We start from the raw sequence: 14,613 nt of genomic DNA, 5'->3' as shown, positions 1-14,613 counted from the left end.
ACCAGCTTGCAAATGATTGTCCTTTCCTTCATTTCTCTCCTATTACGAAGATTTTAAACAGGTTCTTAAATAACATAAGAAGTACAAACTTGACCCAAACAAGATAAATGAAAACACTTGATGAGCTATGGCAATGGCTATTGGTATGTGTAACAAAAGAGTAACCACTCCTAAAATTATCTGAATGATGATGGAGAGCAGCATAATATATACCGGTTTTACGCTAGCATTTTTTACTGTGAGTATTACTACCAAAGTTAGTATTAGCAATGCCAGTGCTCGATGTATAAATTGCACTGTCGCTCTGTTCTCAAAGATATTCAGCCATATAGGGTGTAAGAAAAATAAATCTTCTGGAACGATTTGTCCGTCCATTAGTGGAAAGGTATTGTAAATCAAACCAGCATTTAATCCCGCAACAAACGCACCGAAAATTATTTGTATTACAATTAGAATCAGAATAAGTATTGTGTAATATATACTACTGTTAGTAGATTGAAATCCTGTCATCCGAGTAGCTGACACACAACCGTACGAACGCTTACTTTTGAAAATAAATTGCACAGCAAATGGTGTCATGAAAGTAGCTGACACTGGAATCCAGCTTTTACTATGCAGCCACTTATTTAAAGTTAAGTTTTCTGGATCCCAGTGTCTGGGCACTGGGATGACATCTTTCTTGGTGAAAATTACTCTTATACTGCAATGTTCGTATAGTTGTGTACGTAACACTGGGATCCATATTTGGTAATCAAAAAATTGATATGACAATAATGCAAAGATAATTAATGCTAATAATAAGTGAAGTGCAAGCCTATAGTGGCTAACATGAGGTTCAGTTACTAAACCACTTTTAACCATATACCAACCAGCAAAAGCTTGTAAAGCTCCAAATAATAATGCCACAAACAGCTTTATTACTACCTTTTTAGATATTTTTCTTCTTAATGTAAAATATATAAATGGCAGGACAAAAACTAAACCTGTTAGTCTTGCAACCAATCTGTGTATATATTCTATTAAGTATATAGCGCGAAACTCCTCCATACTAATACCATAGTTAAGTGCTTTATATTCAGGTGTAGCTTCGTATTTTAATTTTTCTTGTAGCCAATCTTGTCCACTCAGTGGTGGCAATGTTCCAGTGATGGGTTTCCACTCTGTGATTGACAATCCTGCTTTTGAAAGTCTGGTAAATCCACCAATTCCTACCATAAGAATTACCATGACCGAGCAGAGAAAAAGCCAAATGGCTACAGGTTTTGCTTCCATAAACCATGTTTAGTTTTGTTCCATTGCTCAGGGTAAAGAATAAACTCCCACAAGGCAAGAAAAGCTGCAACACTATGTAGCAGACTATAGACCGGAAAAAATATCGATACTATATAAAAATAAAAAGGCATCTTTTGCTGTTTGACAGCTATTACCAAAAGAATCAGGTTAGTAACGTATACCACTACAAAGTAGTACAAAAATAATCCATTTAAAACTTTAGTTAGTATCAATGAAAGTAGTAAAAATGGAGTAGTAAAAAATATAAAAGCTGCAGAGCCAACAAAAAGATTCAATAGCAAAATTCCCTTAAATCCAGTGTGTTTATAAAGTGACTTTATATTTTTTAAATGAACAATATAAGTTTGCATATAGCCTTTGATCCAGCGCGCTCTTTGCTTAATCCAAGCAAATACAGCAATTGGTGACTCTTCCAATGTTTCTGAGTCAATCATCCTGGTTTTATATCCCATTTGCGCAAGTCTCAAACCGAGGTCAGCATCTTCGGTAACACTGTAAGCATCCCAGAAAAACACTTTTTTTAGAATTTTTACTGAAAAATGATTACTGCTACCACCCAAAGGCATCAGCATGTTCATTTTTTGGAATCTAGGCAACAAGTATTGAAACCAGTTCATATACTCCAGAGAAAAGGATTTTGTGAGAAAATTATAATCACAATTATAGTAATTTAATTTTGCCTGTACACAGGCTAACTTATCGTTGCCCTTATTAAATTCAATCAGTGCTTTTTTTAACTGCAATGGGTCTGGTTTATCGTCCGCATCATATATTACTGCATACTTTCCCCTAGCAAAGCTCATAGCATAATTGCATGACTTGGCTTTTGTTCTAGGCAAAGAATGAGGCACCTTTATTACTTCAAAATACTGCGGTAAAGTGTACTTTTCTATAGCTGCTAGCGTTTCTTGGTCATCACTTTCTACCTGAAGCTTCACATCTAATTTTGATTTTGGATAATCCAAACTTTCAATGCTTTCAACCAATTGCTCTATCACTGCACTTTCTTTAAAAGCAGGCAATAAAATAGTATATATAGGAAAATCTTCTTCATTCAGCTTACTATAATCCACTTTTTGGTTGGAGGTTTCACATAAGTTAAAAATTGTAGCTATAAACTTGAATAAATAACTAGAACATCCGATTATAAATATCAACATCAAAGCAAAATATGTATATTTCTCTGTTAGTGTTAAAATTGAAGTTACAATAAAGAAAGAAGCAAAAAATATTGAGCTTAGTTTAATGCTTTTGGCTGAAAAATTAGGATTCTTGTAATATAAGTAGTTGCTTGCAAATTCTGAAATACCAAAGTGCGAGTTAAGAAGATTTAAAATCTGTTCGCTATCCACTTTTATTAATACATAGTCAATACCGTAATGAGTTTCGACCCAACGGGTGATATCTAGACTTGTGTCTTCAACCATAAAAAAAGTAGTATCATTTAATTTTTGCCAAGGAATTATATTAAATTTATAGTAAAAAAGTTTCTCTTGCTCTTTGCACAAACTAGAATCAAACTTAATTTTTTCTACATTATCAGCTTGAAGTATAGGCATTAAACCTAATGCAATTTTTTATTTAAGTCACGTGAAAATGAAGATATGACCTCACTACTACGCTTATCATCTTTACGTTCATGCATTATTTTTTTTACAGCATCAGCAGCTATACTCGCTGTGTTAGCCTGTAAATCTCCAAGAGCTTTTTCAACTTGGTCAGTGACTTTCTTCAAGTTAGAATGGGCATTGTCATCTAATGTCTGATCTAGCTGCTGTCTATTGTGCTTAATGATACTATTAGCTTTATCAAGTGCTTCATTCATCATTTTATTAACTTCTGCATCTAATTCTTTGTATTTTTTAGAAGATTTTTTGTAATACTCCAACATATCTTTCCTGAATTTTTCAGTTTCTTCACTTGAAAATTTGCTTTTGTTACGCTTATTGTTAAGCGCATTTTTTACCACTTTCTTCAGCAATTTATACGAAAGGACAAAACTTACCAAGAAGGCAAGACCGATAATCAGTGATGTAGACATAAAAACCCCTAAAATTCTTTAGACACCAAGTCAGCAATAAATTCCTCTTCAATTTCAGAATTAATCAATTTAGTATAATAAATTAAAGCAATACTAGTAGCCATTTGTTTTAACTGATCAGTATATTCAGATTTAAATTCTGCCACTTTTTTTTCAATAAGCTTGCTCTTTTTTTTGTCTTCCTCTTCTAATATATTCTTAACATTAGCTCTCATTTCTTCTACCTGAGCAAGTGCATCATCTATGATTTTTTTTGCCTGTATTCTAGCTTGGTTTAAAGCGGCATTATACTTGGCAACCTGATCTTCCGTGAGTCTTAAAAGATGAACAGAACTATTAAAAGAATCCAATACTTCCTTACTTCTAGTGCTTATTATTTCATCTAACTTTGGCAAAAATAAACAACTTACTACGAAAAAAAGTGAAGAGAAAAAAATTAAAAACCAAAAAACTTGAGAAAAGAAGGTTGAAACATCAAGCTGTGGCATCTGTTAAGCAGCAAATATTAATAACATTGCAAGTACAAACGCAAGCAATCCCATGATTTCAACCATGGCAGCACCAATATAAACATAACTTTTCATTTTACCTTCTGATTCAGGGTTTCTCGCAATCCCATTTAACATAGCAGAGAAGATATTAGCTATACCTAAACCAGCACCGAGCATTCCAAACACAGCTAAACCAATTGCTATAAACTTTAAAGCTACTAAATCCATATATTACCTTTAATTATTTCTTTATGATATAATTGTAAAATATTCTACAAGGAAGTCAATTACTTTACTGCGTCTGACAAATATACACATGTTAATATAGTAAATATATAAGCTTGTAAAATTGCAACAAATACTTCAAATCCTATCAATGCAATTATGAACAAAAACGGCGCAGGAGTGAAAAATATGTTCATATTTACAATAAACCCTGCTATCACTTTGATGATTGTATGACCAGCAATCATATTTGCTGCAAGCCTTATTGATAGGCTAACCGGCCTTACTAAATAAGCAAACAACTTAATAATAATTATTATAGGTGCAAGCCACGAAGGAGTTCCTTTTGGTAGCAATATGCGTAAAAATTCTACTCCCCTTTCTTTAAATCCAACAATCGTTATATAAATAAAAACCACCATCGATAAAGCGAAGGTGACTATCACATGACTTGTGACCGTGAAACTATAAGGAAGAACACCAACTAAATTACACGATAAAATGAAAATAAATACTGTGAATATCAATGGAATGTGCTGCAAGCCTTTGCTTCCAGTGTTATTTTCTATTATTGAAATAACAAAATCATATACATACTCAACTGCAGCTTGCAAATACCCTGGTATTACTGACCCCTTCTTTATTCCAAAAAGCAAAAAGAGTATCATCAATATCACCGAAATCATCGTGAAAAAAGATGAATTGGTAAAGCTTACGTCATACCCAAATAACCTAGGTAACTCTATTATTGTATATACTTTAAATTGCTCTAGCGGATTTAACGCCATTTTGACCCTATGTACTTGAACCATAACAGTAAATAAAGTATGAATTTTATAGGACAAAGTCAAGGGTTAAGATAAGGCTCTGTGTTATTATAACATTGATACATTAACAAAATATGTAATTAGAGTGTTAATTACAGTCAGCTCTGTATTTTAAAATTTACTAATCTTATTAAATTATTTAACTTAACATCTTATTTTAATTATAATTTAATTTTTAGTGAGGTATATAATGAACGAAATAGATTTTATTAACGCTAATCATCCTTTAAATTTAGAGCAGAAATTTGGTAACGGATACATCAAATTGACAGATGGTTCCTTTAACGAATATACTGGCCATTATCAAATAGGAAGCGAAATACTAGATGAAAGCCATAATATGATAGGAGACTTAACTATAGATGGCTACATTCATAGCTTCCATGCAGATACCCACAATATGAATCTTAAATCCTTTACGGAGATAGATTTAAAAGGTGACATAAAGAAGATAAATTCTCTTTACAAGAAGATATAAAGTTACAAAAACTTCTGCATCATTGCTTGTGATACAGAAGTCACTTTTCATTCCACTACAATAAGCTTTAAAATCACTACATTTTACATTACAATAACTTTTTCACTTCTTTTTAGGTCCATGAAATTCACATTATCTTGGTTATTAGAACACTTAGAAACCAATGCTAGTTTAGAAGAAATTACCGATAAATTAACTCACATAGGGTTAGAAGTAGAAGATGTGATCGATAATTCCAGATTGACTGGGTTTATTGTTGCAGAGGTATTAGAAGTCGTACCTCATCCAAATGCTGATAAATTAAAATTATGTAAAGTAAATGATGGAAGTAAAATTCTACAAATAGTCTGTGGAGCAAACAATGTTAGAGAAGGTATGAAAACTGTACTTGCATCTCTTGGTAGCACGTTGCCAGAAAGTGATCTCACAATTAAGTCCACAAAAATACGAGGAATGCTAAGTGAAGGGATGCTCTGCTCTGCTTCTGAACTTGCGCTGGTTCAAGAGGAAAGTGAAGGAATAATCGAGCTTTCCGATGATTATAAAGTAGGAGATAAATTTTTCAATTGTGACCCTGTAATTGATATAAATGTTACTCCAAACCGTGGAGATTGCTTAGGCATTTATGGAATAGCTCGCGACCTTGCTGCAACTGGAATTGGGACATTAAAGACTTTAAGCATTCCACAACTTACCAGCTCCATAAATTCACCAATCGATGTTGAAGTTACTGACGGGGAAAGTTTTATTAGTGGAATATACATCGCCAATGTAAAAAATCAAGAAAGCCCAAAATGGTTAAAAGATAGGCTGGAATCGATAGGAATGCGCTCCATTTCTGCAATAGTTGATATCACGAACTATATTATGATATCTTTCAGCCGCCCAATGCACGCGTATGATGCAAAAAAAATAGAAGGAGAGCTCACAGTACGCAAAGCAAACGAAGGAGAAAAATTTGCTGGTTTGAACGGTAAAGAATACTTATTAAACAAAGACATAAGCGTTATTGCAGGTGATAAAAATATTCATGGAATTGCTGGAATTATAGGTGGTAAGTGCAGTGAATGTACTCTTGAAACTACTGATATCTTTTTAGAGTCTGCTTGGTTCGATCCCATCTCTATTACTAAATCTTCAAGGCAGCTCGGCATCTCCACAGACGCTAGTTACAGATTTGCACGTTCAGTTGATCCTGGATTTACTTTTGATGGACTCAACCTTGCAGCTAAAATGATTCTGGACTTATGTGGTGGAGAAACCTCAAGCGTAGTGTCTGCTGGCAGTTTAGATAGTGCTGACACCAAGGTGAGCTTTGATTATCAGGATGTGAACAAGTTTGGAAGTGTGTCTGTATCGCCTGATGAGGTGCTTGATATCTTAACGAAACTAGGGTTTAGTATTGATAAAAAAACCGAAGGCAATTGGAATGTACAAGTACCAAGCTGGAGACCGGACGTGACAATACCGGCTGACCTAATCGAAGAAGTAACAAGGATATACGGCTATGACAAAATAAAAGAAGAACCACTACCAAATAATGTTGAAGAAGTAGATAGTACATACGACAATTTGCGTATTTTGATGACAAACAGAGGGTTTCATGAAGTGCTAACCTGGTCGTTTATGAGTGAATCAACAGCTGAAAAATTTGGTTACTCGAATAAGTTATTTATCATCGATAATCCGTTTAACAATAGCTTTAATATAATGAGACCAAGTATTATGCCAAATTTATTGCAAGTTACTGCTGATAATATTGCCCATGGAATATCTGATCTTGCAATCTTCGAAATTGGGCCGATTTACGATGGTGAAGCTCGGTCTAAACATGTTTTAAGTGGGATAAGAACAGGAAATAATTTACCGCGAAACCATTATAATACTGATAGAAAAGTAGATGTTTTTGACGCAAAGGCTGATTGCATAGCAGCTTTGGAGTTTTTTAACGTCAATTGTGATAATTTAGCGATAGAGAGAGCAGAAAAAGAACATTATCACCCAGGAAAGTCAGGTACTCTCTCTTTTAAGAATAAAGTAGCAGGTTATTTTGGAAAGTTGCATCCTAATATATTGGATCTTTTTGATATCAAGCAAAAAGTTGTAGGTTTTGAGGTGATATTAGAAAATATTGAAAATTTACCTGTAAGTAGAAAGAAATTTATCGATTATAAATACCAAAGTGTAAAACGTGATTTTGCATTTATTGTAAATAAGGATGTGAAAGTAGGTAACATAATCAATGTGGTAAAAAAAAGCTCAGAGCTCATCACAGAAGTTTTAGTATTTGACGTATACCATGGAAATAATATAGAATCGAATAGGATGTCTATAGCATTGTCAGTTACTTTCTGCTCTCCAACTCACACTTTAACTGAAAAAGAGATCCAAAAAGAATCAAGTGCTATAGTTAATTTAGTATGTGAAAATACCGGAGGAACTTTGAGAACTTATCGTTGAGTCACAATCATGGTTTCCTGCCGTTGCTGTGTCACACTTACTTCATCCAATTTATTTCCAATATTGAATTCAATATCCTTGAAAAATCTATCCCGCATTCCATGCAAATGCTCTTCTATTTTAGGCCACACACCATTTTTAAATGTTACCCCATCATCAGAAAATAAATTACCTAAAAAGGCTCCAATACCTTCATAATTTGACTGAAAACATTGAAGAAATGTCTCTCCTTCTTTATAAGTATTATGTGCCACATTTAACGCTTTTCTCTCTGTAGTCTCTTTATAAGCATTTGATGCTCCAATCTTTATTGCACCAAACATAACTTTACTCCAGTGCTTAACTTTCTGTATACAACCTTCACTACTTCCTGGTATATTATTTATTATATCTTTTGTCAAATTATCTATCAAAGGGGACAATAAACCTTGATAAAAGTGCTTGATATTATTTTTTGTTTTTATCACAGGGCTTTTTATGCATTTTTCTGCCAAATAGTATTCAAGTTCCGCTTCCTCTAACAACCTCTTAACTGCTTCTTCGTTAAAAGTTTCACGCTCAAACTCCTTCAGTAAATCATCCTCTATTATTGCAAACTTTATTTTTTCGCGAGATTCTAGTTCTTCCATATAATCATTTTTTGTTTCTTCATTTATCAACAATCCTTTTTCTTCTAATTCTAGCTGTTTTAATGCTTTGAGAATTTCTTGGTTATTTTTCAAATGCTTCTCTATTAATTTTGTACTTGGATGCTGTTCTCCTTTCCTATTTCGCTCACCTTCTAAATATTTGTTTAAATCCTCATTTTCTTCTATTACTTTCCTTAACGATATAGGTTGCTCTAAGCATTCTGCAATTTCCGCTCGGTGCGCATTAATCCTCTGTACTAAATCCGGCTCCTTTTCCTCTAACAGCTTACATGAATCCTCTATACCCTTTGCTTGGCCTTTGAGTACATTTTGTTTTTTGCATTTCGTTATTTCTAAATATATCTTTGCTACAAAAGCATTTACTTTATCTGAAGCTTCTTTTAAATTCTCACTCAAAGAACCTTTTATCTCCTTTTCTAAATCCCGAAACTGGTCTATTAAGCTGAGCATGCCTAATAGGCCTAACTCACCCTTGGCTTTTTTCATTACTGATTTTACTAGCCTTTGCTCAACTTCTTGATCATCATACTCGAACTTAAAAAGACCTTCTAACCTTCTTCTTAAAACATCACCTGCTAAATTATTCTTTTTTACATCTCCATATATTTCTTTCAATTTTTCATGTATCCTAATATATCTTTTTTGTCCTTCTTTTTTTAAAAGATTAATCTCTTCTTTAGCATTACCTAGAGCTGTCTCTATTTCTCTACTATGTATATATTTATAAACATCAATAATTGTTCTCTTAGCTATCTTCCCTTCTTCTTTAAGCCGCTTCCATTCTGCTTTAAATATAGGAAGCTCACTATCATCTAAAACATCCGGTACTTTTGCTCCTGCTTTTTTCAGATCTCTTATTATCACTTCTTTCTCACCTGGTAATTCCTTACCTTGACTCTCTAATTCCTGTCTCACTAAAGAATTTTTTATCTCATCTTCCAGTGAAAAACCTTCTTTCCGTCTATCCAGCTGAAACCTAACTGCTTGTATAAAGGCAACTTGATAGGCGTTGTATATTAAGTGAGTTGTCAACTTAAAATCTATGCTACTTACCACCTTTAACCTGAATTCGTCCAACAATTCCTTCAATTTATCATATGTAATCTCTTTCTTTTCTAGCTTTATCAGTTCTTCCATAGTCTTCGCAAATTCTTGAATAGAAGTTGCAAGCACATTCTTGATCTCATTACGTAAAGGCTTAAGACCATTTTTTAAGTGGATATTAGCTGATAATTTCAGTATGGTATTATGTTCTGAATCACGTGCAACATTAAACCAACTACCGTCTTTATCTTCGTATAAATCTCTAAGTAGTTGTTTAAATTGCGGTGGAGACTTAACTTCCATATTCCACTTAATGTCTGCTTCAATAGCCTCTATCTCATGAAAAGACACCTCAATATTTTGGTGTTCATTTTGACATAACCCATTACTTATTTTAATAGCAGCAATCAAAAAATGAGATAATTTTTTATTTAAAAGATAAAAAGTAGCCAAAGCGAGTGTTGCAGGAATAAGTAATGCTGCAAGCACAGCGATATTAACAAGAGTCACTATTGCAGCAAGAACACCATATGCCAATCTTTTTGCTGTACTTTCACTTACTTCACTTTTTTTTGTTTTATTCTCCTCTGAACTGATTTGTGTCTTATCATTTGTTTTTAATTTATTATATACGGCTAATCCTAACGCAGTGAAAACTATATAAGGAAACATTAAAACTGATAGAGCTAAATTTAATACTTTCTTCTCCGGGCAAGCTCGATTTACCTCTTTAAATATTCTACTTGATATATTATACCAAGAAGTAAAAAAATCAGAGTTATAATCTTTATAATGAAATATACTGAGTGGAACGTTAAAATTAGCTAACGGCTCTTGTTCTTCCACAGCATCAAAAAATTCTTCTTCCTCTCCTGAAGTAGCAAGACCTAAATCATTCCCTTCTTCTACATTAGAAACAGCTTCCATAGCATCAAAAGACTCTTCCTCTTCCAAAGTAACATTGGAAATAGATTCTACTTTACCTAAATCATCACTATTGTTATTTAAGTCAACAACTTTCTTACAATCTACAACAGCATGCATACCATAACCTTGCCTCAAGTAACCTAAGTATAGCATAAACAATGACAACTTTCAACTACTAATAATTTAACCTAATACCAACTATCAAATTTTGGTACTCCTTAAAATAAAAGTTAGTTCCAATTTCTGTATTAATGTCCAAAGATAAGGCAAGGGTCTGCTCTTTTATATATTCAACCCACGTATTTATTGCTTCCTTAATTTTCCCATCTTCTGTTTTGATTATTACTCTGATTCTATCGGACATATGAAAATCAGCTTGTTTTCTAGTTTCCTGAATGAACCTCACAACATCTCTTGCAAGCCCTTCTAAAATCAGTTCATCGTTTAAGGCAGCGTTTAGAACAACAACTCCTTTGTTGTTATCAAATGCAGAAGAAAATTCACTGTTTGCTTTTAATGATAGCTCATATTCGCCTTTTTCTATAATGTAATTTTCTGATTCGTCTCCTAAAAATATTTGTTCATTATCAACTTGCCTCCACTTCCCTTCCTTGGCATATTGAACTAGTTTCTTGATCTTGTCTGGAATTCTCTTTCCAAGCATAGGAAAGTTTAGTTTTAGCTCAAGTGATGCAATATCTTCAAGTTTGTTCACTAACTCTAGCTTTTTTACATTTACCTCATCTTTTATCATCTCTTGATATTCATCTTCAAGAAAACCGCAGGAAGACTGATGATAAATGATCATACTGCCAAGTGGCTGTCTGATACGTATGTTAACAGTGTTTCTAATAGAGAGTGCAGAGTTGCATATCTCTCTCACCAAATCCATCTTGGCAATGAGCTGACTATCAAACTTCTCTAATTGTGGAAAATCAGCCAAATGAACAGATGTTTCTTCATACTTAAGCCCTTGCCATATATTCTCTGTTATAAGTGGCAACAAAGGAGCTGCAGCTCTTAGTATGTAATAAAAAACCGTGTATAGGACATTATAAGCGTCGGTTTTATCTTGATCCAAGTCACTTTTCCAAAAACGCTCGCGACTGCGACGAATATACCAATTATTTAGCACTTCAAAAAAATCCATCAGAACTTTGCAAGCCTCTTGGGAATTATAGTTGTTCATAGAAGCTTGGATACTTTCTACAGCTTCAAAACATTTGGAAATCATGTAGCGATCAATAGTGCTTCTATGGTCCTTACAAACTTCAGCTTTAATTCCATCTGCATTTGCATACATAGTAAAAAAGTGATAACTATTCCAAATAGGTTTTATTACATTTTTTAGAACATCTCGTATTGAGTTTCCTTCTTTGTCGAGTAGCAAATTACCACCACAAACAATAGATCCAGAAAGCATAAGAAAACGCAGTGCATCAGAACCGTATCTATCAAAAACCTCCATTGGATCTGCATAGTTATTCAAACGTTTGGACAATTTTTGCCCTTTTACATCCAAAACAACACCGTGGCATATGCAGTTCTTAAATGGTTCCCTATCAAACAAAGCAGTGGACAATACAAAGAGCGTATAAAACCACCCCCTGGTTTGCGCTATGTATTCAGTGATAAAATCCGCAGATTCAAACCACTCCCTATTTTCAAACGGATAGTGGACTTGCGCAAATGGCATCGAGCCAGATTCAAACCAGCAGTCAAACACGTCAGGTACACGGCGCATAACTGATTTTCCTGTTGGATCATCAGGATTTGGTCTTGTTAAAGTATCGATAAATGGTCTGTGCAAGTCGTCTATTTTAACATTAAAATCTCTCTCCAGTTCTTCTATTGAACCATATACATCTACTCTTGGATATCTCGCATCGTCTGATTTCCATACAGGGATTGGCGTACCCCAGAATCGATTGCGTGAGATTGACCAGTCGTGTGCCCCTTCAAGCCATTTTCCAAATTGACCATCTCTAATGTGGTTTGGTATCCAATTAACTCTCTTATTTAGCTCTACCATTCTGCTTTTGAATTTTGTAACAGCAACATACCAAGAAGGCATAGTGCGATAGATCAAAGGAGTGTCAGTTCTCCAGCAGTGTGGATAATTGTGAATATATTGTTCAGTTTTAAACCAATTCCCTTGCTCTTTTAATTTTTTTATTACTGTATCATTGGTATCAAAAACATGAACCCCTGCCAAATCTGAAATTTCAGCAGTAAATTTTCCACTGTTATCAATTGGACAAATAACTGGAATATCATGGCTTTGGCAAAGGTAAAAATCTTCCTCACCAAATCCAGGAGCAGTGTGCACAACGCCAGTACCATCTTCTTCCGTCACATAATCAGCAATAAAAACGCGAAATGCATTTTTTGTGTCTTTAAAATAGTCAAACAGTGGTTTGTAAGAAAGACCTGCAAGATCATTCGCTTTAAGTTTCATATTGCAGTTTTCATATGGAATATTGTTTTGTTCAGAGTGGCTGATAAATTTCTCTAAGTAGCTTTCAGCAAAAATGTATATTTCACCATTCATTGAACTTCCTTCACTACTCCCTGTCATCCCAGTGCCCAGACACTGGGATCCAGAAATAGATTCCAGCGTCACGCGCTGGAATGACATCAAAGGGTGGACTGACACTGCACAATACTTAATATCTTTTCCTATTGCTAAAGCCAAGTTGCTCGGCAACGTCCAAGGAGTTGTAGTCCAAGCAAGTAATTTACACTTTCGTTTAACACTTTTAAATTGCTGTGGGTTTTCTAAAAGCTCAAATGCAACAGTTACAGCTTTGCTAACTTTTTCTCTATACGCGTTATCAAGCCTTGTTTCGAAATTAGATAATGGAGTTTCGCATGCCCAGCTATATGGTACAACGCGCACTGATTCATACACCAGACCCTTATCATAAAGCTGCTTGAATGCCCACATGACCGACTCCATGAATGATTTATCCATAGTCTTATAGTCATTGTGAAAGTCTACCCACCTTGCTTGCCTATTTACATACTTCTCCCACTCTGATGAAAATTTCATCACAGAAGTACGGCAATGATCGTTAAATTTATCTATACCAAACTTCTCTATCTCAGCTCTACCAGATATTCCAAGTTCTTTTTCTGCACCCATCTCAGCCGGCAATCCATGGCAATCCCAGCCAAATCTACGTTCAACCCTTTTTTGAAGCATAGTTTGATATCTTGCAAATGCGTCTTTGATGAAACCAGTGAGTAAATGTCCATAATGCGGAAGTCCATTTGCAAACGGAGGCCCATCGTAAAAGACAAAACAATTATCCTTGGAACGTTCTTCAACTGACCGCTCAAAAACTTTGTTTTCCTGCCAAAATTTTATGATTTCCTTTTCTAACGATGAAAAATCAGGACTACTTACTGTATCAGGATAATGCTTTGACTTCATGTTCGCTATGTAAAACTAAAGAATATAGGGCTTTCTGAAAAATTACAAATTCAAAAATATTTCCGTAGCTCACACCCCAACAAACTATTCTGCCGAGCTTCCAATACCTTTTTTTAAGTTTTACTTGCAGTTTTTATTGTTTTACTTAACATTAACCCAAGCTTTAGGGGTATTTTACGGATCAGAAGACAGATAAGTTTCCACAATTTTTAAAAATGTTGTGCTTTGTTGAAATGTGGGAACGTTTCTCTTACTATGGAATGAGGGCACTTTTGGTCCTATTTTTGACTTCTCACTTAGGTTTCACTGATGAGAGGGCCTTTACTATTTACTCATTATTTGCTGCAACAGGTTATGCTATGCCAATACTTGGAGGTTTTTTAGCTGATAAGTTGATGGGATTCCGCAACATGGTGTTGCTTGGAGGGATAGTGATGATAGCAGGTCATGCTTGCATGTCATTGGTTAAGTTTGAACCAGGTTTATTATATTTAGGTTTATCTCTAATAGCCATAGGGACTCCGCCAACAATATTGCAATAAACCTGAAACTTGAGAAGACTATTTCCCGAAAGCTTCTACGAAAAGAACGGAGAGTTGAATTTATTTATAGAGCTAATGATCAAATAACCATATGTCTCGATGGATAATATATGGTAGAGCTCATGGGCAACAAGAAATTAATAGTTCGTATTAGTTGTAGTTATGAAGTAAATCGATTAGCAGAGTTGTATCTATTAGA

The 14,613-nt window shown here is 34.3% G+C and carries 11 protein-coding genes; 3 read left to right on the top strand and 8 right to left on the bottom strand.

The features are described from left to right. Positions 1 to 42 precede the first annotated feature (42 nt). From OZD63_RS00265 to OZD63_RS00240, 6 genes are read right to left on the bottom strand one after another with little or no spacing between them, the layout of a single operon-like run. Positions 43 to 1,272 carry a COX15/CtaA family protein gene (locus OZD63_RS00265; RefSeq protein WP_274979401.1) on the bottom strand — a complete coding sequence of 410 codons (1,230 nt, stop codon included), beginning with the start codon at positions 1,270 to 1,272 and terminating at the stop codon, positions 43 to 45. Next, positions 1,254 to 2,852: a glycosyltransferase family 2 protein gene (locus OZD63_RS00260; RefSeq protein ID WP_275007778.1), complete on the bottom strand. Its 1,599-nt coding sequence runs from the start codon at positions 2,850 to 2,852 to the stop codon at positions 1,254 to 1,256. The genes OZD63_RS00265 and OZD63_RS00260 overlap by 19 nt, the downstream gene beginning before the upstream one ends. 5 nt (positions 2,853 to 2,857) lie before the next feature. Further along, on the bottom strand, positions 2,858 to 3,334 hold the full coding sequence (locus tag OZD63_RS00255; protein ID WP_274979760.1) for a F0F1 ATP synthase subunit B family protein: 477 nt from the start codon (positions 3,332 to 3,334) through the stop codon (positions 2,858 to 2,860). A gap of 8 nt (positions 3,335 to 3,342) precedes the next feature. Next, entirely contained in the window at positions 3,343 to 3,822 is a 480-nt protein-coding gene (locus OZD63_RS00250; RefSeq protein WP_182320183.1) for a F0F1 ATP synthase subunit B family protein, read from the bottom strand. Between the two features lie 3 nt (positions 3,823 to 3,825). After that, positions 3,826 to 4,053: a F0F1 ATP synthase subunit C gene (locus OZD63_RS00245; RefSeq protein WP_006014985.1), complete on the bottom strand. Its 228-nt coding sequence runs from the start codon at positions 4,051 to 4,053 to the stop codon at positions 3,826 to 3,828. A gap of 59 nt (positions 4,054 to 4,112) precedes the next feature. Then, the gene (locus OZD63_RS00240) at positions 4,113 to 4,838 is read right to left on the bottom strand and encodes a F0F1 ATP synthase subunit A (protein ID WP_022626288.1); all 726 of its coding nucleotides are present in this window, start codon (positions 4,836 to 4,838) and stop codon (positions 4,113 to 4,115) included. 229 nt (positions 4,839 to 5,067) lie between these two features. Between OZD63_RS00240 and OZD63_RS00235 the strand changes: the two genes are divergently transcribed. Both OZD63_RS00235 and pheT read left to right on the top strand, forming a co-directional pair. Then, a complete protein-coding gene (locus tag OZD63_RS00235) occupies positions 5,068 to 5,355 on the top strand; it encodes a hypothetical protein (RefSeq protein ID WP_275007777.1) in 288 nt (95 codons plus the stop codon). A 120-nt stretch (positions 5,356 to 5,475) separates the two neighbouring features. Next, the gene (pheT, locus tag OZD63_RS00230) at positions 5,476 to 7,815 is read left to right on the top strand and encodes a phenylalanine--tRNA ligase subunit beta (protein ID WP_275007775.1); all 2,340 of its coding nucleotides are present in this window, start codon (positions 5,476 to 5,478) and stop codon (positions 7,813 to 7,815) included. Here pheT and OZD63_RS00225 read toward each other — a convergent pair. Continuing rightward, entirely contained in the window at positions 7,806 to 10,553 is a 2,748-nt protein-coding gene (locus tag OZD63_RS00225) for a hypothetical protein (RefSeq protein ID WP_275007773.1), read from the bottom strand. The two genes, pheT and OZD63_RS00225, sit on opposite strands and share 10 nt — an antisense overlap. 58 nt (positions 10,554 to 10,611) lie before the next feature. Next, positions 10,612 to 13,872 (bottom strand): isoleucine--tRNA ligase, encoded by a 3,261-nt coding sequence (locus OZD63_RS00220; RefSeq protein ID WP_275007771.1) that lies wholly within the window; start codon positions 13,870 to 13,872, stop codon positions 10,612 to 10,614. Between the two features lie 233 nt (positions 13,873 to 14,105). Between OZD63_RS00220 and OZD63_RS00215 the strand changes: the two genes are divergently transcribed. Then, entirely contained in the window at positions 14,106 to 14,414 is a 309-nt protein-coding gene (locus tag OZD63_RS00215; protein ID WP_275007769.1) for a hypothetical protein, read from the top strand. The last annotated feature ends 199 nt before the right edge of the window (positions 14,415 to 14,613 follow it).

It is taken from the genome of Wolbachia endosymbiont of Drosophila leontia, from assembly GCF_028981785.1.
Taxonomy (GTDB): domain Bacteria; phylum Pseudomonadota; class Alphaproteobacteria; order Rickettsiales; family Anaplasmataceae; genus Wolbachia; species Wolbachia pipientis.
Note: the sequence above shows the minus strand (reverse complement) of the source record. Positions and strands in the feature narration are given on the sequence as shown.